Annotated in this window: 20 protein-coding genes; 11 read left to right on the forward strand and 9 right to left on the reverse strand. The window is 70.0% G+C overall.

Annotated elements, in window-relative coordinates:
• Positions 1 to 1082: 1082 nt before the first annotated feature.
• Positions 1083 to 2075 carry an integron integrase gene (locus LRX76_RS18145; protein ID WP_231807037.1) on the forward strand — a complete coding sequence of 331 codons (993 nt, stop codon included), beginning with the start codon at positions 1083 to 1085 and terminating at the stop codon, positions 2073 to 2075.
• A gap of 192 nt (positions 2076 to 2267) precedes the next feature.
• Here LRX76_RS18145 and ilvD read toward each other — a convergent pair whose 3' ends face one another.
• Positions 2268 to 4106, reverse strand: coding sequence for a dihydroxy-acid dehydratase (gene ilvD, locus LRX76_RS18150; RefSeq protein WP_231807038.1), 1839 nt, complete (start codon positions 4104 to 4106; stop codon positions 2268 to 2270).
• A 738-nt stretch (positions 4107 to 4844) separates the two neighbouring features.
• On the opposite strand from ilvD, the gene LRX76_RS18155 reads away from it, so the two are divergent.
• From LRX76_RS18155 to LRX76_RS18180, 6 genes are all read left to right on the forward strand, one after another.
• Positions 4845 to 5384, forward strand: coding sequence for a DUF1190 domain-containing protein (locus tag LRX76_RS18155; RefSeq protein ID WP_231807039.1), 540 nt, complete (start codon positions 4845 to 4847; stop codon positions 5382 to 5384).
• A 261-nt stretch (positions 5385 to 5645) separates the two neighbouring features.
• Positions 5646 to 6827, forward strand: coding sequence for a glutathionylspermidine synthase family protein (locus LRX76_RS18160; RefSeq protein WP_231807040.1), 1182 nt, complete (start codon positions 5646 to 5648; stop codon positions 6825 to 6827).
• Between the two features lie 10 nt (positions 6828 to 6837).
• Positions 6838 to 7485, forward strand: a complete 648-nt coding sequence (locus LRX76_RS18165; protein WP_231807041.1) for a hypothetical protein — start codon at positions 6838 to 6840, stop codon at positions 7483 to 7485.
• Between the two features lie 238 nt (positions 7486 to 7723).
• Entirely contained in the window at positions 7724 to 7936 is a 213-nt protein-coding gene (locus LRX76_RS18170; protein WP_231807042.1) for an ACT domain-containing protein, read from the forward strand.
• A gap of 39 nt (positions 7937 to 7975) precedes the next feature.
• Positions 7976 to 8128, forward strand: a complete 153-nt coding sequence (locus tag LRX76_RS18175; protein ID WP_231807056.1) for an ACT domain-containing protein — start codon at positions 7976 to 7978, stop codon at positions 8126 to 8128.
• 85 nt (positions 8129 to 8213) lie between these two features.
• Entirely contained in the window at positions 8214 to 8456 is a 243-nt protein-coding gene (locus LRX76_RS18180; RefSeq protein WP_231807043.1) for a DUF6429 family protein, read from the forward strand.
• A gap of 152 nt (positions 8457 to 8608) precedes the next feature.
• Here LRX76_RS18180 and LRX76_RS18185 read toward each other — a convergent pair whose 3' ends face one another.
• From LRX76_RS18185 to LRX76_RS18195, 3 genes are all read right to left on the reverse strand, one after another.
• On the reverse strand, positions 8609 to 9145 hold the full coding sequence (locus LRX76_RS18185; protein ID WP_231807044.1) for a gamma carbonic anhydrase family protein: 537 nt from the start codon (positions 9143 to 9145) through the stop codon (positions 8609 to 8611).
• Positions 9146 to 9604: 459 nt separating this feature from the next.
• Positions 9605 to 10792, reverse strand: coding sequence for an MFS transporter (locus LRX76_RS18190; RefSeq protein ID WP_231807045.1), 1188 nt, complete (start codon positions 10790 to 10792; stop codon positions 9605 to 9607).
• A complete protein-coding gene (locus tag LRX76_RS18195) occupies positions 10789 to 12048 on the reverse strand; it encodes a serine hydrolase domain-containing protein (protein ID WP_231807046.1) in 1260 nt (419 codons plus the stop codon). The genes LRX76_RS18190 and LRX76_RS18195 overlap by 4 nt, the downstream gene beginning before the upstream one ends.
• Positions 12049 to 12326: 278 nt before the next feature.
• Here LRX76_RS18195 and LRX76_RS18200 point away from each other — a divergent pair, with 278 nt between their 5' ends.
• On the forward strand, positions 12327 to 13238 hold the full coding sequence (locus LRX76_RS18200; RefSeq protein WP_231807047.1) for a LysR family transcriptional regulator: 912 nt from the start codon (positions 12327 to 12329) through the stop codon (positions 13236 to 13238).
• Positions 13239 to 13748: 510 nt separating this feature from the next.
• Here the strand turns inward: LRX76_RS18200 and LRX76_RS18205 are convergent.
• The gene (locus tag LRX76_RS18205; RefSeq protein WP_231807048.1) at positions 13749 to 16175 is read right to left on the reverse strand and encodes a membrane-bound PQQ-dependent dehydrogenase, glucose/quinate/shikimate family; all 2427 of its coding nucleotides are present in this window, start codon (positions 16173 to 16175) and stop codon (positions 13749 to 13751) included.
• Between the two features lie 800 nt (positions 16176 to 16975).
• On the opposite strand from LRX76_RS18205, the gene LRX76_RS18210 reads away from it, so the two are divergent.
• Positions 16976 to 17833: a PA4780 family RIO1-like protein kinase gene (locus tag LRX76_RS18210; RefSeq protein ID WP_231807049.1), complete on the forward strand. Its 858-nt coding sequence runs from the start codon at positions 16976 to 16978 to the stop codon at positions 17831 to 17833.
• A 304-nt stretch (positions 17834 to 18137) separates the two neighbouring features.
• On the opposite strand, the gene mnmG is transcribed toward LRX76_RS18210, so the two are convergent.
• Complete coding sequence (gene mnmG / locus LRX76_RS18215; RefSeq protein WP_231807050.1) at positions 18138 to 20027, reverse strand: tRNA uridine-5-carboxymethylaminomethyl(34) synthesis enzyme MnmG; 1890 nt, start codon at positions 20025 to 20027, stop codon at positions 18138 to 18140.
• 465 nt (positions 20028 to 20492) lie between these two features.
• Positions 20493 to 21047, reverse strand: a complete 555-nt coding sequence (locus LRX76_RS18220; protein WP_231807051.1) for a hypothetical protein — start codon at positions 21045 to 21047, stop codon at positions 20493 to 20495.
• Between the two features lie 156 nt (positions 21048 to 21203).
• On the opposite strand from LRX76_RS18220, the gene LRX76_RS18225 reads away from it, so the two are divergent.
• Positions 21204 to 22160: a pyridoxal-phosphate dependent enzyme gene (locus tag LRX76_RS18225; RefSeq protein ID WP_231807052.1), complete on the forward strand. Its 957-nt coding sequence runs from the start codon at positions 21204 to 21206 to the stop codon at positions 22158 to 22160.
• Positions 22145 to 22759 carry a YdcF family protein gene (locus tag LRX76_RS18230; protein ID WP_231807053.1) on the forward strand — a complete coding sequence of 205 codons (615 nt, stop codon included), beginning with the start codon at positions 22145 to 22147 and terminating at the stop codon, positions 22757 to 22759. Before LRX76_RS18225 ends, LRX76_RS18230 begins: the two co-directional genes overlap by 16 nt.
• Positions 22760 to 22861: 102 nt before the next feature.
• Here LRX76_RS18230 and bioC read toward each other — a convergent pair whose 3' ends face one another.
• Positions 22862 to 23749, reverse strand: coding sequence for a malonyl-ACP O-methyltransferase BioC (gene bioC, locus LRX76_RS18235; protein WP_231807054.1), 888 nt, complete (start codon positions 23747 to 23749; stop codon positions 22862 to 22864).
• 106 nt (positions 23750 to 23855) lie between these two features.
• Positions 23856 to 24641, reverse strand: coding sequence for an SDR family oxidoreductase (locus tag LRX76_RS18240; RefSeq protein ID WP_231807055.1), 786 nt, complete (start codon positions 24639 to 24641; stop codon positions 23856 to 23858).
• Positions 24642 to 24802: the final 161 nt, after the last annotated feature.

Consider the following 24802-nt stretch of genomic DNA (forward strand, 5'->3'; position numbering starts at 1 on the left):
GAACAGCGAGAGCTGGGGCTGCGGCAAGCACGAACCCTATGCCACTGAGTGCTAATCCTGTCTGTCCCTGGCTGACATTGCCAGACGCAGCAATTGCCAGTAGCAGTACGCCCATCACTGCGACGCCACCGCCGGCAATGATGGCCAAGAGATTGATAAGCCGCCGATAACGCATCCCTGGCACCTAACGCCTGAATTAAGCCGCGCCACTACGTGGCGTCGGCTTGAATGGATTGTTAGACCGCTGGCTAGTCTCCACTAACCAACCTCAGGTGTGCATCTACATTGTCCAACAACGCTGCAGCAACAGCCTCTTGCCATTCTTGAAAAATCGCGTGGTCTGCAGGTGACCCATCCGCAAGTAGAGCCATTGACCCGAGAATCCCACCAAGCTCTTCGCAACCTAGCGAGAACTGCTTGTCCAAGAAGGCATACATAGCCAGGTACGCTTGATCTTGGGTCAACTGCGCTTGTACGGTCATCGCGGTGTCTACTCCTGCGGCCTAACGCTTGAATTAAGCCGACCCGCGAAGCGGGTTCGGCTTGAATGAATTGTTAGGCGGTGGTGCCTGGAGATGGTGAACCATGGACCGTGCTCCCCAGCACTGCCGCCGCCAGCCGAGCATGCCACAGATGGCGGCACTGGTGCTTGCCCGAGGCACTTGCAGCCAGATGCCGACCGAAGCCGAAGGCAATGAGCGCAGCGTGGGGGTGAAGCGAAAGGGCGAAGCGGCGACCGGTCCGATGGCGGTGAACGTGAGGACGGCGACCCGGAGCTGACCGCCGAAGCGCCAAGGTGCTTGCCGAAGAAGGAAGCCGCGCCGCACCTACGGCACTACCGCCTAACTACTATTCGAAGACAAAACGACCGGTAATCCCGGCATCTAGTTCGGCAATTCCTACACAGCTCCCAGGGCCGACCCCACATCCGGCAACGCTTTTCCCCGATAGTGGCGTGTAATCCCGGTGCGTAAACATGCCGCATTCCCCATGCGAGCCTGTCGAAGATGCCACCCTATCATTCGGAGCAACTTGCCTCAACGCGTGTCCAGTCTCGGCGGCCTCTGCAGTCTCGGGCGCCGGTGCCGGCCGCCGATGGGCCGGCGCCGCGCCTGCTGGACCGCGTGCGCGAGCGGCTGCGGCGGCTGGGCAGGGCCAAGCGGACCGAGGAGGCCTATGTCGGCTGGATCCGCCGTTTCATCCTGGCCAACGGCAAGCGCCATCCGGACACGATGGGGGCGCCGGAGGTGGAAGCGTTCCTGACCAGGCTGGCGGCGCATGACGAGGTGTCGCCGTCCACGCAGAACCAGGCATTGGCTGCGCTGTTGTTCCTGTACCGGGAGGTGCTGGGGCGGGAGCTGCCGTGGATGGACGACATCCAGCGCGCCAAGCGTCCACGCCGGCTGCCGTGCGTGTTGAGCGAGGAGGAGGTGGCCGTACTGCTGGCGCGGATGGAGGGCCGCTATTGGCTGATGGCAGCACTGTTGTATGGCACAGGCATGCGCCTGATGGAATGCGTGCGCCTGCGGGTCAAGGACGTGGATTTAACTCGCAACGAGATCGTGGTGCGCGAGGGCAAGGGCGGCAAGGACCGGCGCACGATCCTGCCGCAATCGCTGCGCGCGCCATTGGTGGCACAGGTGGATGAGGCCCGGCGCATCCATGCGCGCGATTTCGAGGCGGGGTATGGCGAGGTGTGGCTGCCGCACGCGCTGGCGCGCAAGCACCCGGCTGCGGCGCGTGAGATCGGCTGGCAATACCTGTTCCCGGCACCGCGCCGCAGCGTCGATCCGCGAGGTGGCGCGATGCGCCGTCATCACGTGGACGAGAAGGGCCTGCAGCGCGCGGTCAAGGCGGCCTGCCGGCAGGCCGGGCTGGACAAGCCGGCCAGCTGCCATACGTTGCGGCATTCGTTCGCCACGCACCTGCTGGAGGCCGGCCACCACATCCGCACGGTGCAGGAACTGCTCGGCCACAAGGACGTGGCGACAACCCAGATCTACACCCATGTGCTCGGCCGCGGCGCGTCGGCGGTGCGCAGTCCGCTGGACCGCCGCAGGGCATCTGGGACCTGAGAGCCTGTTCACCATGACGTGTAGGAGCGACTTCAGTCGCGATGGGGCTTTCACCCGGTAAAGCCCCATCGCGACTGAAGTCGCTCCTACAGGTGGATGTGCTGCATGCCAATTGCTGCGCGACGGTGATTGATCGGCGGGAGCAGTTCCGATCGGGAACAGGCTCCGTCGCGCAGCGTCGGCGAGGACGACTCAGCCGTCCAGCAGCGCCTTGTCGCGCACCGCGCCCTTGTCGGCGCTGGTCGCCAGCAGGGCGTACGCCTTCAGCGCGGTGCTGACCTTGCGCGCGCGCGGCTGCGCCGGCTTCCAGCCCTGGGCGTCCTGCTCGGCGCGGCGCGCGGCGAGTTCCTCGTCGGAAACGAGCAGGTCGATGCTGCGGTTGGGGATGTCGATCAGGATGCGGTCGCCATCGCGCACCAGGCCGATGGCGCCGCTGGCCGCGGCCTCGGGCGAGGCGTGGCCGATCGACAGGCCGGAGGTGCCGCCGGAGAAGCGGCCGTCGGTCAGCAGGGCGCATTTCTTGCCCAGCCCCTTGGACTTCAGGTACGAGGTCGGGTACAGCATCTCCTGCATGCCGGGGCCGCCCTTGGGGCCTTCGTAGCGGATGATGACGATGTCGCCGGCCTCCACTTCGTCGCCGAGGATGCCCTTGACCGCGCTGTCCTGGCTCTCGAACACCTTGGCGCGGCCTTCGAACACCAGGATCGATTCGTCCACGCCGGCGGTCTTCACCACGCAGCCGTCGCGGGCGATGTTGCCGTACAGCACCGCCAGCCCGCCCTCGGCCGAGTAGGCGTGGGCGACGTCGCGGATGCAGCCGTCGCTGCGGTCCTCGTCCAGGCTGGGCCAGCGCGTGGACTGGCTGAAGGCGACCTGGGTGGGGATGCCGGCCGGGCCGGCGCGGTAGAACTCGCGCACCGCCGCGTCGTCGTTGACGGCGATGTCCCAGTGCGCGATGGCCTCGCCCAGGCTGGCGCTGTGCACGGTGGGCTGGCCAGTGTGCAGCAAACCGCCGCGCGCCAGTTCGCCGAGGATGGCCATGATGCCGCCGGCGCGGTGCACGTCCTCCATGTGGTACTTCTGGATGTTGGGCGCGACCTTGCACAGTTGCGGCACGCGCCTGGAGAGGCGGTCGATGTCGCGCAGGTCGAACGCCACCTCGGCCTCCTGCGCGGCGGCCAGCAGGTGCAGGATGGTGTTGGTGGAGCCGCCCATGGCGATGTCCAGGGTCATCGCGTTCTCGAACGCCTCGAACGTGGCGATGCCGCGTGGCAGCGCGCTCGCGTCCTCGGCGCCGTACCAGCGGTGGCACAGTTCCACCGCCAGCCGGCCCGCGCGCAGGAACAGCTGCTCGCGATCGCTGTGGGTGGCCAGGGTCGAGCCGTTGCCGGGCAGCGCCAGGCCCAGCGCCTCGGTCAGGCAGTTCATCGAGTTGGCGGTGAACATGCCCGAGCAGGAGCCGCAGGTGGGGCAGGCGCTGCGCTCGTAGGCGGCGACCTTCTCGTCGCTGGCGCTGTCGTCGGCGGCCACCACCATCGCATCGACCAGGTCCAGGCCGTGCTCGGAGAGCCGGGTCTTGCCGGCCTCCATCGGCCCGCCGGAGACGAACACGGTGGGGATGTTGAGCCGCAGCGCGGCCATCAGCATGCCGGGGGTGATCTTGTCGCAGTTGGAGATGCACACTAGCGCGTCGGCGCAGTGCGCGTTGGCCATGTACTCCACCGAGTCGGCGATGATCTCGCGGCTGGGCAGCGAGTACAGCATGCCGTCGTGGCCCATGGCGATGCCGTCGTCGACGGCGATGGTGTTGAACTCCTTGGCCACGCCGCCGACGCGCTCGACCTCGCGCGCCACCAGCTGGCCGATGTCCTTCAGGTGCACGTGGCCGGGCACGAACTGGGTGAACGAGTTGGCGATGGCGACGATGGGCTTGTGGAAGTCGCCGTCCTTCATCCCGGTGGCGCGCCACAGCGCGCGCGCGCCGGCCATGTTGCGGCCGTGGGTGGAGGTCCTGGAGCGATAGTCGGGCATGGCGTTGCGGATCTTTGCGGGCTTGGGGCTGGCACGGTACGGCGAACGAGAGCCGATTCTCGGCCTTTTTCTCGGTTGCTGCTGCAACCGTCGCCGAAGTTGCGCTCCTGGTATGTAGCCGGGGGAGGGGCGTGGGGTGTTGGCCGTGCCTGCCGGGCAGGCCGGATGGAATGCCGAGGGAAGGGCACCCCTCCCCAGCCCTCCCCTGCTTCGCAAGGGAGGGGGCAGGAGCCGGGTCGCTGCTGCTGCAACCGGCGTCGAAGGGGCGCTTCCTGTTGCACAGTCGGGGAGAGGCATTGCCCCGGGGGTATTGGCTGTGCCTGCCGGGTAGGTCGGATGGAATGTCGGGGGAACGGCACCCCTCCCCAGCCTTCCCCTGCTTCGCAAGGGAGGGGGCAGGAGCCGGGCTGCTGCTTCAACCGGCGTCGAAGTGGCGCTTCCTGGTGAGCAGCCGGGGAGGGTGTTGCCATGACTGGGGGGCGGCTGTGTCTGCCGGATAGACCGGTTGAACGCCGAGGCGACGGCTCCCTCCCCAGCTCTCCTTCTTCGCAAGGAGGGCCCAGAGTTCGGTGTTGCACATCCATTCGCCTTGGGAAGGATGGCAGCGGCTTGTCCCGTTCCTGCGTGGTGCGTCGGCGTCCTCTGCGCTTCGCGCCGGTCCTGTCGCGGGTGTCGCAAGGGGCGGTGAACCCGCAGCCGTTATCATGTGCGCCGGACCCAACCATTGCAGCGGATGCCATGAAACGATCCCGTACCACCACCTTGTTGCTGATGGGCGCCGCGCCGCTCCTGTTCTCGGCCTGCCAGCGCGAGCCCGAGGCGCGCGAGGGCGTGTACACCTCGGTGGAGAGCTGTGCCGCGCAGACCCACGACATCACCACCTGCCAGAAGGCCGCCCAGCAGGCGCAGCAGCAGGCCGCCGAGCAGGGGCCGCGCTATGCCAGCCAGGAGCAGTGCGAGCAGGACTACGGCGCGCAGCAGTGCGCGAAGCAGACCGACAGCCGCGGGCATTCGTTCATCGGTCCGCTGATGACCGGCTTCTTCCTGTCGCAGATGCTCAACGGCAACCGCGCCGCCGCCGGCTTCAACTCCGCGCCGGCGTTCCGCGACAAGAACAACAACTGGGCACGCCCGACTCCCGGTGCCGCCGGCGGCGTCGCCAGTGCGCGCACCATGACCCACATCGGCAGCACCCCCGACCGCGCCGTCACCCGTGCGGCCACCGTCAGCCGCGGCGGCTTCGGCAGTTCCGGCAGCGGGCGCAGCGTCGGCGGCTGAGGGCGCCACCGTCGGCCAGCGTTTTTTCTCGGAGCCTGTTCACGATCTCCCGTTTTCCGTAGGAGCGACTTCAGTCGCGATGGGGCATTACCGGGAAAGCCCCATCGCGACTGAAGTCGCTCCTACAGTGATGTGTTGGCTGCATCGATCCTGGGATCGTGGACAGGTTTCCGGGCGCTGGCCGATTGCCCATCGGCCGTAGCGCCGTTCCCGCGGGCTAGAAGAAGACGAGGACAGGACGATCCCGATGAAGGAAACAACATGAAGCGCGTGCCGATCATCGAGCGCGGCGACTGGCGCGCGCAGGCGGCCGAGTGCGGGTTCCGCTTCCACACCATCGGCGGCGCCCGCTACTGGGACGAGCGCGCGTACTACGCCTTCACCCTGCGCCAGATCGAGCACGACATCGAGGACCCCAGCGCCGAGCTGCACCAGATGGCGCTGGCGCTGCTGGACGACGTCGTCGCCAGCGAGGACATGATGGCGCGGCTGGCGATCCCGGAACCGTTCCGCGACTGGATCGCCGACAGCTGGCGCCAGCGCGACCCGCACCTGTACGGGCGCCTGGATTTTGCCTACGACGGCCGCGGCCCGGCCAAGCTGTACGAGCTGAACTACGACACCCCGACCTCGCTGTTCGAGGCTGCGTTCTTCCAGTGGCAGTGGCTGGAGGACCAGCGCGCGCAGCAGCGCCTGCCTGCCGATGCCGACCAGTTCAACTCCATCCACGAGGCGCTGGTGGAGCGATTCGGCGAGCTTGCCGCGCAGTTGCCGCCGCCGCTGTATTTCAGTGCCGTGCGCGAGTCCGAGGAGGACCAGGGCACCGTCGAGTACCTGCGCGACTGCGCCGCCCAGGCCGGCCTGCATGGCCAGGCCATCGCCATCGAGGACATCGGCCTGTCCGCCGATGGCCGCTATACCGACCTGGACGACGTCGTGATCGGCTCGCTGTTCAAGCTGTATCCGCTGGAGGACCTGTTCGCCGAGGAGTTCGGCAAGGCCTTGCCAGGTTCGGGCCTGCGCCTGCTGGAGCCGCCGTGGAAGGCGCTGCTGTCCAACAAGGGCATCCTGCCGCTGCTGTGGCAGCGCTATCCCGGCCATCCCAACCTGCTGCCGGCCGAGTTCGACGATGGCGGCGAGCTGCCCGGCGGCTGGGTGCGCAAGCCGCTGCATTCGCGCGAGGGCGCCAACGTCGCCATGCACCTGCCCGACGGAAGCTGGCTGGAGAGCGAAGGCCCGTACCACGGCCCTTGCATCCGCCAGAAGCTGCATCCGCTGCCCGCCTTCGACGGCAACCATCCGCTGGTGGGCAGCTGGATCGTCGGCGATCGCGCCTGCGGCATCGGCATCCGCGAGGACGACAGCCCCATCACCCGCGACAGCGCGCGCTTCGTGCCGCATGCGATCGTGGAGGAGGGGGCATCCACGGTGTTCTATGCCTGAGCGGCGGCACATGCAGAACGGCCAGCTGCGGCATCGCGACGATGGCCGCCCGCTGGCGGCGTATGCCGAACAAGTGGCGGTGATTTGCCCGCGCTGCGCCGCGCCGGGCTGGGTGGCCGCGCATTGGCAGCCGTATCAATGGCAGGCGCGTTTCCGCTGCGGAAGCTGCGGGCATCGGCTGGAGCAGGGGCAATGGGCGGGGGCGCGCGAGTATCGCGGCCATCGGGCCTGCGGTCATTGCGGATACAAATGGGTAGGTGCCGGCAAGCGTTTCGAAAGCGCCCCGGCCGTACCGCCGGTGGAGTTGGAGGGATGCTGCCAGCGCTGCGGCTGGCGCGGTCCGGTGCCGGTGGAGGTGCATATCGTGCGCGATGGCGCGGCGGTCGATCCGCACTTCGGCCTGGCATTGGCGCTGCAGGTCGATACCCGCGCAGGCACGGTGTGGGCCTACAACCGGGAGCATCTGCGGAGCCTGGCGGACTTCGCCGCGGCGACCCTGCGCGAGCGCGGGCCGTCCGTCAACCGGTCGCTGTTCTCGCGCATGCCGACCTGGATGAAGCTGGCCCGGCATCGCGTGCTGCTGCAGCGTGCGCTGGTGCGCTTGCAGGCACGGCTGGACGGGCTGCCGGCTTGCCCGGCCTGGCCGGATCCAGCGTAGCGGCGGATGCGGGAATCCGGGGTCGGAGTGCATGTTGCGCATGACCGGACACCGCTACGTCGATGGCGTTCGGACACGCCCGCGGGTGATCGCCGGCCCAAACGCGGGGGCCGGTCCGGCATTCTTCGCTTCCGGATTCTCGGTGGCGGCTCTCAGGCAGAAGTAGGTGATGGCGGACGAGCGATCCGGGGTGAGGCCGCCTGGCGGTACCGTTCAAACCCAGACAACCGGAGACACGATGCACGCGATCGGCGATCTGTCCACGCTGCTGGCCCACATGGAACCTGTCCTCGACCCGGGCCGCTATGCGTTCGTGACGCTGCCGGCGGGCTTGGCGATCGACCCGGCCAGGGTGGTCGTCTCGATCCGCGAGCCCGAAGGGCTTTCCACAATCCTCGCCGAGCAGGACGCGATCGCGCTGGGGCTGCCTATCGCTTTCACCGCGGCCTAGATCAGCCTGACCGTCGACTCGGACCTTGCGGCGGCCGGGCTGACCGCGGCATTCTCAGGCGCGCTCGCGCAGGCGGCCATCGGCTGCAACGTGGTGGCCGGCGTACACCATGACCACCTGTTCGTTCCCGTGCAGCAGGCGCGACAGGCCATGGGCGTGCTGCATGCGTTGCAGCGATCCGCCGCGGCCTGACGATTCGGTCTGATGCCGCTTGGCGGGATGGCCGATCCTCGGCGTTGGCCGAAACAGCAATGGCGCGAGAGTATGGAGGTACGCAATGAGCTACGACGAATCCAGGATCGAGGAGGCGGTTCTGGCGCTTCTGGCCACTTTCAGTTTCGATGAGGGCTGGGCCTGGAAGGGGTTCGACTTCGAGATCATGGATCGGCTGCATGCGCAGGGGTTCATTTCCGACCCCGTTGGCAAGGCCAAGTCGGTCTGGCTCACGCCGCAGGGGCTCGAGCGCGGTCACGAGATCGCCGAGCGCCTGTTCGGCAAGCCGCCCGCCGATGCCGGATAACGGTCGTTCCGCCTGGCCGGCACGGGTTCCGGAACTCATCGACGATCTTCCGTAGGAGCGGAGTAAGCCGCGAGGGCCTTCCCGGCAGAGCCCTCGCGGCTTACGCCGCTCCTGCGCTCCTACGCCAGGCCGATCCGGTTTGCTCGTGCCGATCAGCCCGCGGGGTCGAGGTAGCGATCCTTGAGCCGCACGTAGTGCTGTGCCGAGTAGTGCAGGCTCTCGATCTCCTTGTCGCTGAGCCTGCGTGCCAGGCGCGCCGGATTGCCCAGCCACAGTTCGCCTTCGCCGACCACCTTGCCCGGGCCGACTACCGCGCCGGCGCCGACGAAGCCGTGCCGCTTCACGGTGGCGCCGTCGAGGACGCAGGCGCCCATGCCGATCAGGCAGGCGTCCTCGATGGTGCAGGCGTGGACGATGGCGCCGTGGCCGACGGTGACGTCCTCGCCGATCAGCGTCGGGTGGCCGGCGGTGTTGAACGGGCTGTGGTGGCTGACGTGGATGACGGTGCCGTCCTGGATGTTGCTGCGCGCGCCGATGCGCACGAAGTTGACGTCGCCGCGGATCACCGTGCCCGGCCAGATCGACGCGTCGTCGCCCAGTTCCACGTCGCCGATCACGGTGCAGGCCGGATCGATGTAGACGCGCTCGCCGAGCCGGGGGGACTTGTCGAGGTAGGGGCGCAGGGTCATGGTGGTTGCCGGCGGGATCGGGAGCGACAGTTTATGGGGCGGGACGGGGGGGTGTCCTGCGGGACAGGAAGGGTGCCGGCATCTGTCTTGCCCGTCATCCCCGCGCACGCCTCTTTCTATATATGTATTTGGTCACAAAATCAGAAATAGGCCTTCCCCTTCTCCCGCTTGCGGGGGAAGGTGGCGCGCAGCGCCGGATGGGGGGCTTTTGCCGTGGCTTTCCCATGCTCCAAACAGCCCCCATCCGCCCTTCGGGCACCTTCCCCCGCAAGCGGGAGAAGGGAAAGGAGTCTCGACATGTAATCAAGACAAAGGCATACGCGCGGACGACAAGTTCAAGTTTCCCGTACATGGCCCTCGCCGCTTCGACGGATGGTTGTTCGTTCCGATGCGCTTGCCCGGGCTACGGAGTTGCGTGTTCGAAGCGGGTCATGGCCAGGCCGGTCGGGTAGCCGCCGGCTACCCGGGAAACCCGTGCCGCCTGGCGCCCGCCGCGATCGCCAGCGAGGCCAGCAGCAGGAGCAGCAGCGTCCACGGCAGCGATGCGGCGCCCCACGCCGCCAGCGCCATGCCGCCTAGGCCGCCGCCGCCGGCGATGGCCAGGTTCCAGCTGGTCACGGTCATCGACTGGGCGATGTCGCCGGCCTCGCCGGCCGCGCGCAGCAGCGCGGTCTGGTACAGCGTTGCGGCGCCGCCGAAGGCGATGCCCCAGACGATGCAGGCCGCATAGGTCACGGCGACCGGGCGGCCGTTCCAGGCCAGTGCCAGCGCAGCCGCGGCGAAGGCCACGGTACCGCCCAGCACCAGGGCGCGCAGGTGCCGGTCCACGCCGGCGCCGGCCGCGCCGATCCCGGCCAGCGAGGCCAGGCCGAAGGCCAGCAGCGCACTGTCCACCGGCACGCCCAGGCCATCGTCCAGGAACGGCACGATATAGGTGTAGAGCAGGTTGTGGGCCAGCACGAAGGCGAACATCGCCGCCAGCACCGGGCGCACCCCGGGCAGCCGGAACACCTGGCCGATGCCGAAGTCGCGCGCGCCGGGCAGGCCCGGCATCGGCGGCAGCGCCAGCCGTCCCCACAGCAGCACCGCGGCGCTGAGCAGCGACATCAGGCCGAAGGTCCAGCGCCAGCCTACGGCCTGGCCGAGCACGGTGCCGGCCGGGATGCCCAGCGCCAGCGCCAGCGGCGTGCCGACCGTGGCCAGCGCGATCGCCCGGCCCTGCAGCGCCGGCGGTGCCATGCGGCTGGCGTAGCCGGCCAGCAGCGCCCATAGCAGGCCGGCGCTGACCCCGGCCAGGAAGCGCACCACCAGCGCCAGCGCGTAGCTGGTGGCCACCGCGGTGATCGCATTGACCACGGTGAAGCCGGCCAGCGCCAGCAGCAGCACGCGCCGGCGCGGCCAGTGCGCGGTGGCGCGCGCCAGCGGGATCGCGGTCAGCAGCGAACCGAGCGCGTAGACGCTGACCAGTTGCCCGGCCAGCGCCTCCGATACCTGCAGCCCCGTGCCGATGTCGGCCAGCAGGCCGGCGGGCAGGGCCTCGGTGAGGATGGTGACGAAGGCGCCGCTGGCCAGTACCAGCAGGCGCGTGACCGGCAGGCGCGTGGAGGCCGCCGGGATGACCGCCATGCAGCCGTCCTGGCTGCTCATGCGCGCTCGGCGGTCGCGGCCAGCTGCGCGTACACGGCATCGCGCAGTTCGCCGACGAAGGCACCGGACATGCCTTCGAACAGGGTGTTGGTCAGCGCCACCACGCTGATCCGGCGCACCGGATCGACGAACCAGGCATGGCCGTAGGCGCCGCCCCAGCGCCAGCTGCCGGGCGCCTCCGGCGAGGCTGCCGCGGCCGGGTCGCGCAGCACCGAGAAGCCCAGGCCGAAGCCGCTGCCGGGGGCGTCGGGCGGCCCCATCGTGCCGGTCTGGTTGCGTGCCATCTCGGCCACGCTGGCCGCGGGCAGCACGTCGCTGCCGCCCTGGCGCAGTGCTTCCAGCAGCCGCAGCAGTTCGTCCGCGGTGCCGACCATGCCGGCACCGCCGGAAGGGTAGGCGCTGCGGTCGAGCGCGCGTGCCGGGTCGAAGGCGACGCCGGCGCTGCCGGGCATGAAGGCCACGGTCTCCGGTCCCTGCATGCGGTGCGGCGCCGGGGTGTCGTTGACGTACACCGCGGCCAGCCGCGCCGGGTCGAGGGCGTGGAACGCGGTGTCGCGCCAGCCCAGCGGCGCGCCGACCAGGCGCTGCACTGCATCCGCCAGCGGTGCATCGGCGGCGCGCTCGATCGCCGCGCCGACCACGTCCACGCCCAGCGAGTAGTGCCACGCGCTGCCGGGCGCGAACAGCAGCGGTACCGAAGCCAGCCGGCGCAGGTTCTCGTCCAGGTCGAAGCCCGGCAGGTCCAGGCCGTCGGAGACGCCGGCGCGGGCATAGGGGCCGGCCGCATCGGCTTCGAGGAAGCGGTAGCCGAGTCCGGAGGTATGGGTCAGCAGCTGACGCAGGCTGATCGGCGGGCGGCTGCCGTCGGCCAGCGCCGGGCGGAAGCCGGGCAGCCAGCGCGTCACCGGGGCGTCCAGTTCGAGCCGGCCCTGCGCGACCAGCGCCATTGCCGCGGTGGTCACCACCGGCTTGCTGACCGAGGCCAGCCGGAACGGGGTGTCCTCGCGCATCGGCGTGCCGGCCTCGCGGTCGGCCAGGCCGGCGGCGCGGCGATGGACGGTGCGGCCGTCGCGGGCGACCAGGACCACGGTGCCGACGAGGCGGCGTTCGGCCAGGGCGCGGTCGATCGCGGCATCGATCGGCGCGGTGGCAGTGGCGGCGCCAGCGTGCGGCAGGGCCAGCGCGGCGCCGGCGAGCGTGGCATCGCGCAGGAAGCGGCGGCGGGAACCGTCGGTGGCGGCAGGAACATCGGACATGGGGGGATCTCGGTGGAACGGGAGATCTCCAAGCTAGGCATTGCGCCATCGCGGAAAAAGATGGGCATCGGTTGCGGCTGCCAGGACGCCAATGTCCGCAATCACGGGCTAAGCTGAGGCCATGACGGGGCCTTCCGGTAGGAGCGACTGTAGGAGCGACTTCAGTCGCGATGGGGCTTTCCCGGCAGAGCCCCATCGCGACTGAAGTCGCTCCTACAGACTGATCTACAGGGCGCTCCTGCATCGCGGTTGGCAACGGCAATCGACAAGGGAGGACCATGGACAGCCTGGCCGGTTTCAACGTGTTCGTGCAGGTGGCCGAGACCGGCAGCTTCGCCGCTGCGGGGCGGTTGCTGGGCATCTCCGCCTCGGCGGTCGGCAAGCGCGTGTCGCGGCTGGAGGAGCGGCTGGGTGTGCGGCTGTTCCACCGCAGCACCCGCAGCCTGGCGCTGACCGCCGAGGGCCAGCTGCTGCTCGAACGCAGCCGCCGCATCCTCGGCCAGATCGAGGAGGTGGAGGCCGAGCTGTGCAGCAGTGCCGGCGCGCCGCGCGGGCGGCTGCGGGTCAGCCTGCCGCTGATCAGCTCGCTGGTGCTGCCGGTGCTGGCGGATTTCGCCGCGGCCTATCCGCAGATCCAGCTCGACCTGGACTTCAGCGACCGCATGGTCGACGTGGTCGAGGAGGGTTTCGACGCGGTGGTGCGGCTGGGGCCGCCGCGCGATTCGCGGTTGGTGGCGCGGCACCTGGGCGATTTCCGCCTGCAGCTGGTGGCCTCGCCGGACTACCTGGCCCAGGCCGGCGTGCCGCGGCAGCCGGCGGACCTGGCGGGCCACCGCTGCCTGCACTACCGCTTTCCCACCAGCGGCCGGCTTGAGCCGTGGCCACTGCGCTGGCCCGAAGGCCAGGCCTGCACGCTGCCGGTGTCGATGGTGTGCAACAACATCGAGAGCCGGCTGTGCTTCGCCGAACGCGGGCAGGGCATCACCTGCGTGCCGGACTTCTCGGCCGTCGCGGCGCTGGCCGCCGGACGCCTGCGCAGCGTGCTCGACGGCTGCATGGACTTCTGCAACAGCTACCACCTGCTGTGGCCCTCCGGCCGGCACATGGCGCCCAAGCTGCGGGTGTTCGTCGATTTCATGCAGCAGCGGATGCTGCAGGCCGGACTGAGGAACTGTTCCGCATCGCGCTGAGCGGCCGTGAAGGGAGGCGGCTGCTTGTTGTCGCAGCCGCGGCGTTCCGGCTACTGCGCCGGCAGCGCCGGTGTCGGAAGGCGAAGGCCGGGACAGGTCCGGCCTTGGTGGCCCTGCGCGGTTGGGCAGGCGGATACCGGCAGCGTTCTTGCCGCACGCGCTTACCGTGCCGTCGTTCCCGCGCAGGTCTGTCTTTTCCACAAGGCAGCGACGACCAGGTTCCCTTCCCCCGCTTGGGGGGGAAGGTGGCGCGCAGCGCCGGATGAGGGAGCTTTTGTTTGGGTCTTCCCATGCCGCAGGCAGCCCCCATCCGCCCTTCGGGCACCTTCCCCCGCAAGCGGGAGAAGGGGAGCTGGGGAATTCAACTGTGCTGATAGAGACGGGTGCAGGCGGGAACCCCCCGTGCTTTTCGTCCACCGCGGCGAAGTCGCCATACTCCCGCCCCGCCTCCGCCGGGGGCAGGCTTTGAGCGGGAGCGACGATCGCGTGGACGCGCGACCTGTAAACGCCCTAGCGCTTGTCCGGCAGCGCGTAGGCGATGACGTAGTCGCCGCGGTCGGGCGACTGCCGCGCGCCGCCGGCGGTGATCACGATGTACTGCCTGCCGGTCTTCGGCGAGACGTAGGTCATCGGCCCGCCCTGGCTGCCGACCGGCAGCCGCGCCTTCCAGATCTCCTTGCCGGTGTGGCTGTCCCAGGCGCGCAGGTAGTAGTCCTGGGTGCCGGCGAAGAACACCAGCCCGCCCTGGGTGGCCAGCGACGGCCCCAGCGTCGGCATGCCGACCGGGATCGGCAGGCCCATCTTGATGCCCATGGGGCCGGTGTCCTTCACCGTGCCCACCGGCACCTGCCAGACGATCTTGCGCGTGGTCAGGTCCACCGCCGAGAGGGTGCCGAACGGCGGCTTCTGGCAGGGGATGCCGAGCTTGGACAGGAAGCGCTGGCGCATGGCGCCGTACGGGGTGCCCGTCATCGGCACCGCGCCCATCTCGATGCCGCTGGCGTTGCTCGGCATCTTGTCGCGCGGGATCTGGTAGTTGAACAGACCCAGGCGCATGTCGTTGACGAACATGTAGTGCGTGGTCGGATCGACCGAGACGCTGCCCCAGTTCATGCCGCCCAGCGAGCCGGGCATCTGCAGCGACGGGTCCAGCCCCGGCGGGGTGTAGACGCCCTGGTGGCGCATGCCCTTGAACTGGATGCGGCACAGCATCTGGTCGAGCAGGGTCGCGCCCCACATGTCCGATTCGGCCAGGGTGTCGTTGCCGAACGAGGGCATGCCCACCGAGTACGGCTGCGTCGGCGAGTAGCGCTCGCCCGGCAGGTCGCCCTGCGGCACCGGCTTCTCCTGCACCTCGGCCAGCGGCGTGCCGTTGCGGCGGTCGAGCATGAAGATCATGCCCTGCTTGCTGACCTGCACCAGCGCCGGCAGCGTGCCGCCCTTGCCGTCGGGCACGTCGTACAGCAGTGGCTGCGCCGGCAGGTCGAAGTCCCACAGGTCGTGGTGGGTGGTCTGGAAGTGCCAGCGCACCGCGCCGGTACGCGCGTCGACGGCGACGATCGAGGAACCGTACTTGTCCTCCTCGGGGCTGCGGTGGGCGCCGTAGAAATCGGGGGTGGCATTGCCGGTGGGCAGGTACACCAGGCCCAGTTGCGGGTCGTAGGACATCGCCGCCCATACGTTGGGCGAGCCACGGGTGTAGGTCTGGCCTTCCGGCGGCAGCTTGGTGATGGCCGGATTGCCCGAATCCCAGGCCCATACCAGCTCGCCGCTGTGCACGTCGAAGGCGCGCACCACGCCGGAGGGCTCGTCGGTGGACCAGTTGTCGGCCACGCGGCCGCCGACGATCACCACGTTGCCGGCGACCAGCGGCGCGGAGGTCTGCTGGTACCAGTCCTCGCCCATGTCGCCCATGCCGGTGGACAGGTCGATGGTGCCGTCGTTGCCGAAGTCGGCGCAGGGGCGGCCGTCGTCGGCGTCGAGCGCGATCAGGCGGGCGTCGATCGTCGGCATGAACAGTCGGCGCCGGCAGGCCGCCGCCGCCGTGCCCGCCGTGGCGACGGCATCAGGCGCAGGTGCCGCCGGCGTGGACGCGGCGGCGGCCGCCGCGCCGGTGTCGGCGCCGTCCTCGTAGTAGCCCAGGCCGCGGCAGCGCTGCCAGCTCGGCGCCTTGGCGTGGGCGTCGTACTTCCAGCGCTGTTCGCCGCTGTCCACGTCGAACGCCAGTACCTTGCTGTAGGCGGTGCACACGTACAGCGTGTCGCCGATCTGCAGCGGGGTGTTCTGGTCCTCGGCGCCGGAACCGGTGCTCTGCGGCACGTCGCCGGTGTGCGCGGTCCAGGCGACCTGCAGGTCCTTGATGTTGTCGCGGTTGATCTGGTCCAGCGCGGCGAAGCGGGTGCCCTGCTTGGTATTGGCCCAGGCCTCCCAGTTCTTCTGCTCGGCGCCCTTGGCCACCGGCTGCAGCGGCTTCTGCTGCCCTTCGTCGATGATCGGCCGCAGCACGAACGCCTGCACCAGCGTGGCCAGCAGCGCCACGAACAGCACGCCGCCGACGGCGTAGCCACCCTTGCCGGCGCGCTGGCCGGTACTGCGGCGAAGTACCGGCCAGGCGAAGGCGACCAGCATCGCCAGCACCGCCGGCATCACCAGCCGCGAGACCTGCGGCCAGAAGGCCAGGCCGGCATCGGCCAGCGCCCAGATCACGCTGGCGATGAAGGCCACGCCATAGACGATCGCGCCCAGCGGCTTGTGCGTCGTCAGCAGGGCGCCGGCGACCAGCGATGCCAGGCCCATCAGCAGGAAGTACCAGCTCCCGCCCAGCGTGACCAGCTGGATGCCGCCGGCGATCAGCGTCAGGCCGAACAGCGCCACCACGATGCCCAGCAGCGATACCAGGCCGCGGCATAGCGCGGACGGCTTGGATTGTGTGTCCATACGAAACTCCATGAGACTGAAATGGACGGCGCGTGTACTACCCCGGCTGCGTCCGTCGTCGTGTGCGAATCTGCACCCGGACGGGAGGAGGCGAGGTGAAGGCGCCTTTCGCACGGCCGCCGTCCTGCGCAGTGTTTCGGGGGTGCATGCGACCGATCGTCGCAATTATCCCATCCGTGGTCGATGGCGATCTTGGCGAAATGTGCGGCGCCGCCCGGGATGGGGCCGCGAGCGCGAATGGAATGGACGGACAGCGGTTCCGGCGGCCTCATGCCGCCGCATTCCTCGGCCCGCGAGGCAGGCGCCGCCGCCGGGCGCCGGGCCGGGATGCATGGCCGTTCGGTCGCTTGCAGGCGGGAAAGTGAGCCGATCGGTAGACGGCCGGACGGGTGCCTACCGCCGTGGACCGCCGGGCGCGTGCCCGGCGATGGCCGGGCGACCGTCCTGCAGCGTCGCCGGCGCAGGACGGTGCATGCCGATGCAGGGGCCGGGCGGGGCGTTGCGAGCGCCGCGCCGGCCCCGGCCGGGTCACTGCTTCTTCTTTTCCTGCTTGGCCGCGCGCTTTTCCTTCAGCGTCCTGGTCGGCTGCTTCTTCTCGCCTTTCTTCTGGTCCATACCCTTGCTCATGACACCCTCATGTTTGGCGGTTCGACGGGAACGTCGCGGCAGCGCCGCCGGTGCGGCCTGCCCCCGGCACTCTACGCTCTGTTCCAGCGCCCGCACGCCGCCGTTGACGGAGGGTTTCGGCTGCGTTGGGTCATAATCCGGCTCCCGCTCGCCACCGGTCGTTGCCGTCTTCCATGAAAACCCCCCAGGGCCTGCAGCCGCTGATCGACGATGGCCTGATAGACGAGGTGCTGCGGCCGCTCAAGAGCGGCAAGGAGGCCTCCGTCTACGTGGTGCGCGCCGGCGACCAGGTGCTGTGTGCCAAGGTCTACAAGGACATGGCCCAGCGCAGCTTCCAGACGCGCGTGCAGTACCAGGAGGGACGCAAGGTGCGCGGCAGCCGGCAGGCGCGGGCGATGGGCAAGGCCAGCAAGTTCGGCCGCCGCGAGCAGGAGGAGGCGTGGAAGGACATCGAGGCCACCACGCTGTACCAGTTGGCCGATGCCGGCGTGCGCGTGCCGCAGCCGCACGGCTATTTCCACGGCGTGCTGCTGATGGAACTGGTGACCGACGCCGACGGCCACAGCGCGCCGCGGCTCGGCGAGGTCGAGTTGGAGCCGGCGCAGGCCGAGGCGTTCTACGCCATGCTGGTCGCCGACGTGGTGCGCATGCTCAGCCTCGGGCTGGTGCACGGCGACCTGTCCGAATACAACGTGCTGGTGGCGCCGGACGGGCCGGTGATCATCGATTTCCCGCAGGTGGTCAGCGCCGCCGGCAACAATTCCGCGCGCGCCATGCTGCTGCACGACGTGCACAAGATCCGCGACTACCTGGCCGGTTCCGCCCCGGCGCTGGCCTCGCTGCACCACGGCGAGGAGATGTGGGCGCTGTACGAGAAGGGCGAGCTGCACGGCGATACGGTGTTGACCGGCCGTTTCGTGTTCGACACCCGCCGTGCCGACGTGCGCGCGGTGCAGGCCTCGATCGAGGACGCGCGGCAGGAGGCGATCATCCGCCAGCAGGGCCGCGAGGCGGCCGAAGAGAACGATTGATGGAACCGCAATGCAGAATGCGGCCTCCATCATCCCCCTCCCTTGCGCGCAGCGCAGGGGAGGGCCGGGGAGGGGTGCTTTTGCTCTTGGTTGCCTGATCGTCGGTAGCCATCGCGGAGCGGACAGGTCGAAAGCCCAGGCGGGGGTAAAGAGTCGAAGTATCCCTCTCCTTGGCTGCGCCGAGCACGATTCAACGTACAGCCCGGGACAGGCCGAAGGCCTTCCCAGGGGGCGCTCGCACGCCATGCCGCTGCCCCGGCGCGCCGTGCTTCCTGGGCCACGCTTGCCCGGCTGGGCCAGGCGCCTACGCCACCCGGCTGCGCCGCGCGCGCTCCAGGTGCACCAGCAGCAGCGAGATCGCCGCCGGGGTCATGCCGGGGATGCGCTGGGCCTGGCCCACGGTCTGCGGGCGCACGCGCTCGAGCTTCTGCTGCACCTCGGCCGACAGCCCGCGCACCGACGCGTAGTCGAAGTCTGCAGGGATCGGCGTGCCCTCGTGGCGCTGCTGGCGCTCGATCTCCTCGCGCTGGCGGTCCAGGTAGCCGGCGTACTTGATGCCGATCTCGACCTGCTCGGCCACCTGCGCATCGTCCACGCCGGGGCCCAAGGCCGGCACCCGCATCAGCCGCGCGTAGTCCAGCTCCGGGCGCTTGATCAGGTCCAGTGCGTTGGTCTCGCGGCTGACCGCCACGCCCAGCGTGGCTTCCAGCTCGCGGCCGGTGGCGTTGCCCGGCGTCGCCCACAGGCCGCGCAGGCGCTCGCGCTCGCGTTCCACCGCCTCCTGCTTGGCGGCGAAGCGTGCCCAGCGCGCATCGTCCACCACGCCCAGCTCGCGGCCGATGGCGGTCAGGCGCGCGTCGGCGTTGTCCTCGCGCAGCTGCAGCCGGTATTCGGCGCGGCTGGTGAACATGCGGTACGGCTCGCTGGTGCCGTGGGTGATCAGGTCGTCCACCAGCACGCCCAGGTAGGCCTGGTCGCGGCGCGGCGACCAGCCATCGAGGCCGCGCACGAAGCGCGCGGCGTTGAGGCCGGCCAGCAGGCCCTGCGCGGCGGCCTCCTCGTAGCCGGTGGTGCCGTTGATCTGGCCGGCGAAGAACAGCCCGGCCACCAGCTTGGTCTCCAGCGTGGCCTTGAGTCCGCGCGGGTCGAAGAAGTCGTACTCGATGGCGTAGCCGGGACGGGTGATGTGGGCGTGCTCGAAGCCGGCGATGCTGCGCACCAGTTCCAGCTGCACGTCGAACGGCAGCGAGGTGGAGATGCCGTTGGGGTAGATCTCGGCCACGTCCAGCCCTTCCGGCTCGACGAAGATCTGGTGGCTGGCCTTCTCGGCGAAGCGCACCACCTTGTCCTCGATCGACGGGCAGTAGCGCGGGCCGATGCCCTCGATCTGGCCGGTGTACAGCGGCGAGCGGTCCAGCGCGGCGCGGATGATGTCGTGGGTGCGCTGGGTGGTGTGGGTGATCCAGCAGCTGACCTGGCGCGGATGCTCGCGCACGTGGCCGAGGAAGGACATCACCGGCAGCGGGTCGTCGCCGGGCTGCTCCTGCATCGCCGCGTAGTCCAGGGTGCGGCCGTCGATGCGCGGCGGCGTGCCGGTCTTGAGGCGGTCGATGGCGAACGGGCGCTCGCGCAGGCGCGCGGCCAGCGTGGTCGCCGGCGGGTCGCCCATGCGCCCGGCGGCGTACTGGGTGGGGCCGATGTGGATCTTGCCGGCCAGGAAGGTGCCGGCGGTCAGCACCACCGCCCCGGCGTCGAAGCGCAGCCCGGTCTGGGTGATGGCGCCGCGCACCGCCTCGCCCTCGATCACCAGGTCGTCCACGGCCGCCTGGAACACGGTCAGGTTGGGCTGGTGCTCGACGATGCGGCGGATCGCGCTGCGGTACAGGCCGCGGTCGGCCTGGCAGCGGGTGGCGCGCACCGCCGGTCCCTTGCTGGCGTTGAGCGTGCGCCACTGGATGCCGGCCAGGTCGGCGGCGTGCGCCATCGCCCCGCCGAGGGCGTCGATCTCCCTGACCAGGTGGCCCTTGCCGATGCCGCCGATGGCCGGGTTGCAGCTCATCGCACCGACCGTCTCGATGTTGTGGGTCAGCAGCAGCGTGCGTGCACCGGCGCGCGCGGACGCGAGGGCGGCCTCGGTGCCGGCGTGGCCGCCGCCGATCACGATGACGTCGTAGCGATGGAAGGACTGGTTCATGGGGGGAGGTTCGCGAGGTTCGGCCCGTGGCGGGCATTTTAGTGGCGACAATCACGTTTCGTGGCTGCCGCGCTCAAGTTGGCATGCAATATGCGGATACCCGTCCTGCACCCACGCGTGGCACCGCGCCAGTGGCGCAGGGCCGGAATTGGAACAGGGGCCGGCCAAGCGCACGATGGGGAAGCCGGGGGCCGACAGTCAGGGGAGCTGTCGGCCCTTTTTTTGTGGGTGTTTGCCCGCTGTTTCCTGCCGCCGCGATCCTCGCAAGCAAAGAGCCCCGCGACTGCGGGGCTCTTTGCTTGCATAGGCGCCGATGTCCGCCAGGGCCGGAACAGGGGGGATCCAGATTTCCCTGCCGGACATCGACATAAGAGGCTGCGCAGGCCCTGCCCGTCACAAAACGACGTGGTGGGTCACTTGCGTCGGCGTAGATTGAGGGCAGAGCTCGGCCAAAAGCAAGCCCCGTCATCTCTCTTGTGTGGACACCGTCGCATTGCGGCCGGGACGCGCCGCCGGGCGCGGCCGCGGCTGCGGGCTGGACGCGGGCCTGGACCTCGGCGCCTGCTGCCGTGGCGCCGGCCGCGCGTCGCTGCTGTTGCCCGGCCGGCGCAGGCCGTCCATGTTGCGCCATGGCGACCTGTTGCCGCCGTTGTTCTGCGGCGGCGGCCGGTTGCCGGGCGGACGGTTCTGCGGCGGGCGGTTCTGGGGAGGCCTGTTCTGGGGAGGCCGGTGATCGGGCGGGCGGCCGCTGTGCGGCGGGCGCGACGGCGGCAGCGGGCGCACCGGCGGGCGCGAGTAGTAGCGGCCGCCGTAGTAGTACGGATAGCCCAGGCCGTAGCCGTAGCCATACGGATAGCCGTAGGCGCCGTTGTAGTAGGGGCCGTAGCGGTCGTCGTAGCGGTACTGTACGCCCGGCGTGCCGCGGTAGTAGCCGCCGCTTCCGCCGCCGGCGTAGTCGTAGGTGGCGCAGCCACCCAGCAGCACCAGCAGCCCGGCGGCCAGGATCAGGCGGGTCCTCATGAAAATCCCCCTTCTGTCTATAGAACTGCAGCATCGTGGCCGGGCTTTGAATCCGTCCTTAACCCTGCCGGCGCAGATGAATCGTTCCGGTGCGGCGCTTGCGGCAAACGGTGCGAGGCAAAAGCCGGGCGATACGCTAACCTTTTCGGCATGGACATGCCTTCTCTTCCCGATTACGCGGACGTGCTGGCGGCGGCCGCGCGGATCGCGCCCCATGCCGCGGTGACCCCGGTGCTGCGCTCGCGCACGCTCGATGCGATGAGCGGCGCGCAGTTGCACTTCAAGGCCGAGCACCTGCAGCGCAGCGGTGCGTTCAAGTTCCGCGGCGCCTGCAACGCGGTATGGTCGCTGGATGCCGACGATGCCGCCCGCGGCGTGGTCACCCATTCCTCCGGCAACCACGGCGCGGCGCTGGCGCTGGCTGCGCGAACGCGCGGGATCGACTGCCACGTCGTCGTGCCCGAGGGCGCGGTGGCGGCCAAGCTGGCCAACATCTCGCGCCATGGCGCCACCCTGTGGCGCTGCGAGGCCAACATCGCCTCGCGCGAGGCGATGTGCGCGCAGATACAGCAGCAGACCGGCGCCACCCTGATACATCCGTACACCCATCCGGCGGTGATCGCCGGCCAGGGCACCGCCGCGATGGAGCTGCTGCAGGCCAGCGGCGAGCTGGACGCGGTGGTGGTGCCGGTGGGCGGCGGCGGCCTGGCCAGCGGCACGCTGCTGGCGGCGCGCGCGCTGGCGCCGGCATGCGAGGTGGTGCTGGCCGAGCCGGCCGGCGCGGCCGACACCGCGCGTTCGCTGGCCGCGGGATCGCTGCAGCCGGACTTCGTTCCCGACACGATCTGCGACGGCCTGCGCGGCACCCTCGGGCAGCCGGACTTCGCCCTGCTCAGCCGCGGCGGTGCGCAGGCGATCGTGGTCGAGGACGACGCCACCGTGGCGGCGATGCGGCTGCTGTGGCAGGTGCTCAAGCAGACCGTGGAGCCGTCCTCGGCGATCGCGCTGGCCGCGGTGCTGGCGCAGCCGCAGCGCTTCGCCGGGCGGCGCGTGGGCATCGTGCTGTCCGGCGGCAACGTGGACATCGATGCTCTGCCATGGGGGCGGGATTGAGCAAACGCCGCCGCGGCTGGCTGGGCTGGGCCTGGCGCCTCGGCGCGCTGGTCGTGCTGTGGCTGCTCGGGGTGGCGGCGTGGATCGTGTGGATCGGCGAGCGCGACCAGGCGGCGCCGGCCGACGCCATCATCGTGCTGGGCGCGGCGGCCTACGACGCCAAGCCGTCGCCGGTGTTCGAGGAGCGCATCCGCCATGGCCTGGACCTGTACCAGCGCGGCTACGCGCCGGTGCTGATCTTCACCGGCGGCTTCGGCGGCACCCGGGCGCGCTTTTCCGAATCGCAGGTGGCGCGCCGCTATGCGCTGCACCACGGCGTGCCGGCCGAGGCGATCCTGATCGAGACGGTCTCGCGCACAACCCGGCAGAACCTGCAGCAGGCGCGCACGCTGATGCGCGAGCGCGACATGCACACCGTCATCATCGTCAGCGATCCGCTGCACATGGCGCGCGCGCTGCGGCTGAGCCGGCAGCTGGGCATCGACGCGCTGGCCTCGTCGACCCCGAGCACGCGCTTCCGCAGCTTCCACACCAGCTGGCGCTTCCTGCTGCAGGAGGTGTACTTCTTCCACCGCGACCTGTTCGTGTCGGCGGTCTGAGGGAGCCGGTTTCCTGTAGGCGCGACCGTAGGAGCGACCGTAGGAGCGACTTCAGTCGCGATGGGGCCTTACCGGTACAGCCCATCGCGACTGAAGTCGCTCCTACGGATCCCCGCGGCGGCGGATCGGGATCGCCGAGACCGGCATCGAGGCGATCTCCTGGCCCTGCTCGCGGATCGGTGCGCCCGGTGCCGGCGCCCAGGCCTGGGCGTAGATCACTTCCCAACTGCTGGGCAGGGTGCCGTCGGGGCGGCGCAGCGGTTCGTAGGCGGCGCTGGCGGCGGCGAAGCGGCCGCGGCCGGTGAGCGTGTGGCGTCGGTTGGCCAGCGCGTTGGTGGCGCCGATCGCGCGCAGTTCGCGCATCAGCGCGGTCAGGTCGGGGTAGGTCAGGGTGAACAGGTCGCGGTCCAGCACCGGGTCGCGGAAGCCGGCCAGCATCAGCGCGTCGCCGAACTGCGCGATCGGGGCGAAGCGGCTGACGTGGGGCACGTCGTCGGCCTGGGCGAAGGCCTCGCGCAGTTCGATCAGCGTGTCCGGGCCGAAGGTAGAGCACAGCAGCAGCCCGCCGGGCCTGAGCACGCGACGGAAGCCGGCCAGCACCGCCGGCAGGTCTTCCACCCATTGCAGGCACAGGTTGCTGAAGATCACGTCCACGCTGTGCTCGGCCAGCGGCAGTGCGCGCGCGTCGGCGCACACGCGGGCGAAGGGCTTCCACCAGCCGGCCTGCTTCCTGGCCTCGCGCAGCATCGGCAGCGCCAGGTCCAGCGCGATCACCTGCGCCTTCGGCCAGCGCTTCTTCAGCATCGCGCTGGCATGGCCGGGACCGCTGCCCACGTCCAGCAGCACCTGCGGCACGCGGTCGTCGAGGTAGTCGAGCGATTCGAGCAGGCGCTTGCGCACCTCCTGCTGCAGCACCGCCGCGGCGGCGTAGCCGGGTGCGGCGCGCGAGAAGGCGCGGCGGATGTGGGTGGGATCGAAGGGGAGGTTCATTGCGCTGCCATTGTCACTTCGTGAAGGCGGATGGGGAAACGGGAGTCGTCAGGGCCGGTGGCGCAGGCCTGCTCCGATTCCCGATTCTCCATTGCCGATTCCCCGCTCAGAACGTGCCCGGATAGGCGCCGCCGTCGATCAGCAGGTTCTGCCCGGTGATGTAGCCGGCCTGCGCGCCGCACAGGAACGCGCAGGCGGTGCCGAACTCGGCCGGCGTGCCGAAGCGGGCGGCCGGGATCTGCGCCTGCTTGCGCGCGGCCACGTCCTGCTCGCTGCTGCCCTCGCGTTCGGCCACGGCGGCGAAGTTGCCGCGCAGGCGGTCGGTGTAGAACTGCCCGGGCAGCAGGTTGTTGATGGTGACGTTGCGGGCGGCGATGCCGCTGCGCGCCAGCCCGGCGACGAAGCCGGTCAGGCCCGAGCGCGCGCCGTTGGACAGGCCGAGGATGTCGATCGGCGCCTTCACCGCGCTGGAGGTGATGTTGACGATGCGGCCGAAGCCGCGCGCGGCCATCGCATCGACGCTGGCCTGGATCAGCGCGATCGGCGCGAGCATGTTGGCGTCGAGCGCGCGCAGCCAGTCCTCGCGCTGCCAGGTGCGGAAATCGCCCGGCGGCGGCCCGCCGGCGTTGTTGACCAGGATGTCGACCTGCGGGCACGCCGCCAGCGCGGCGGCGCGGCCCTCGGCGGTGGCGATGTCGGCGGCGACCGCGCGTACCTGCCCGGCGCCGGGCAGGGCGCGCAACTGCGCCGCGGCGGCCTGCAGCGCCTGTTCGCCGCGTGCCACGATGGTCACGTTGGCGCCCTCGCTGGCCAGCGCCTGCGCGCAGCCCAGCCCCAGTCCCTTGCTGGCCGCGCATACCAGCGCCCAGCGCCCGGCGATGCCAAGGTCCATGGTGTTCTCCTCACGTTGTGGGGGTGTCGATTGTAGGAGCCGGCCGGCCTGACAGCGTGCCAGGCAGGGGAATGACCATGCGGGACTGTAGGAGCGACTTCAGTCGCGATGGGGCTCTACCGGTAAGGCCCCATCGCGACTGAAGTCGCTACTACCGTGCC

This window comes from Stenotrophomonas sp. MMGLT7 (genome assembly GCF_021168555.1).
Classification (GTDB): Bacteria; Pseudomonadota; Gammaproteobacteria; order Xanthomonadales; family Xanthomonadaceae; genus MMGLT7.

What these genes read in the sequence shown, in the direction of transcription:
- ilvD (WP_231807038.1), bottom strand. Translation starts at nt 4,106, where the DNA reads ATGCCCGACTATCGCTCCAGGACCTCCACCCACGGCCGCAACATGGCC.
- LRX76_RS18155 (WP_231807039.1), top strand. Translation starts at nt 4,845, where the DNA reads ATGAAACGATCCCGTACCACCACCTTGTTGCTGATGGGCGCCGCGCCG.
- LRX76_RS18160 (WP_231807040.1), top strand. Translation starts at nt 5,646, where the DNA reads ATGAAGCGCGTGCCGATCATCGAGCGCGGCGACTGGCGCGCGCAGGCG.
- LRX76_RS18165 (WP_231807041.1), top strand. Translation starts at nt 6,838, where the DNA reads ATGCAGAACGGCCAGCTGCGGCATCGCGACGATGGCCGCCCGCTGGCG.
- LRX76_RS18170 (WP_231807042.1), top strand. Translation starts at nt 7,724, where the DNA reads ATGCACGCGATCGGCGATCTGTCCACGCTGCTGGCCCACATGGAACCT.
- LRX76_RS18180 (WP_231807043.1), top strand. Translation starts at nt 8,214, where the DNA reads ATGAGCTACGACGAATCCAGGATCGAGGAGGCGGTTCTGGCGCTTCTG.
- LRX76_RS18185 (WP_231807044.1), bottom strand. Translation starts at nt 9,145, where the DNA reads ATGACCCTGCGCCCCTACCTCGACAAGTCCCCCCGGCTCGGCGAGCGC.
- LRX76_RS18190 (WP_231807045.1), bottom strand. Translation starts at nt 10,792, where the DNA reads ATGAGCAGCCAGGACGGCTGCATGGCGGTCATCCCGGCGGCCTCCACG.
- LRX76_RS18195 (WP_231807046.1), bottom strand. Translation starts at nt 12,048, where the DNA reads ATGTCCGATGTTCCTGCCGCCACCGACGGTTCCCGCCGCCGCTTCCTG.
- LRX76_RS18200 (WP_231807047.1), top strand. Translation starts at nt 12,327, where the DNA reads ATGGACAGCCTGGCCGGTTTCAACGTGTTCGTGCAGGTGGCCGAGACC.
- LRX76_RS18205 (WP_231807048.1), bottom strand. Translation starts at nt 16,175, where the DNA reads ATGGACACACAATCCAAGCCGTCCGCGCTATGCCGCGGCCTGGTATCG.
- LRX76_RS18210 (WP_231807049.1), top strand. Translation starts at nt 16,976, where the DNA reads ATGAAAACCCCCCAGGGCCTGCAGCCGCTGATCGACGATGGCCTGATA.
- mnmG (WP_231807050.1), bottom strand. Translation starts at nt 20,027, where the DNA reads ATGAACCAGTCCTTCCATCGCTACGACGTCATCGTGATCGGCGGCGGC.
- LRX76_RS18220 (WP_231807051.1), bottom strand. Translation starts at nt 21,047, where the DNA reads ATGAGGACCCGCCTGATCCTGGCCGCCGGGCTGCTGGTGCTGCTGGGT.
- LRX76_RS18225 (WP_231807052.1), top strand. Translation starts at nt 21,204, where the DNA reads ATGCCTTCTCTTCCCGATTACGCGGACGTGCTGGCGGCGGCCGCGCGG.
- LRX76_RS18230 (WP_231807053.1), top strand. Translation starts at nt 22,145, where the DNA reads ATGGGGGCGGGATTGAGCAAACGCCGCCGCGGCTGGCTGGGCTGGGCC.
- bioC (WP_231807054.1), bottom strand. Translation starts at nt 23,749, where the DNA reads ATGAACCTCCCCTTCGATCCCACCCACATCCGCCGCGCCTTCTCGCGC.
- LRX76_RS18240 (WP_231807055.1), bottom strand. Translation starts at nt 24,641, where the DNA reads ATGGACCTTGGCATCGCCGGGCGCTGGGCGCTGGTATGCGCGGCCAGC.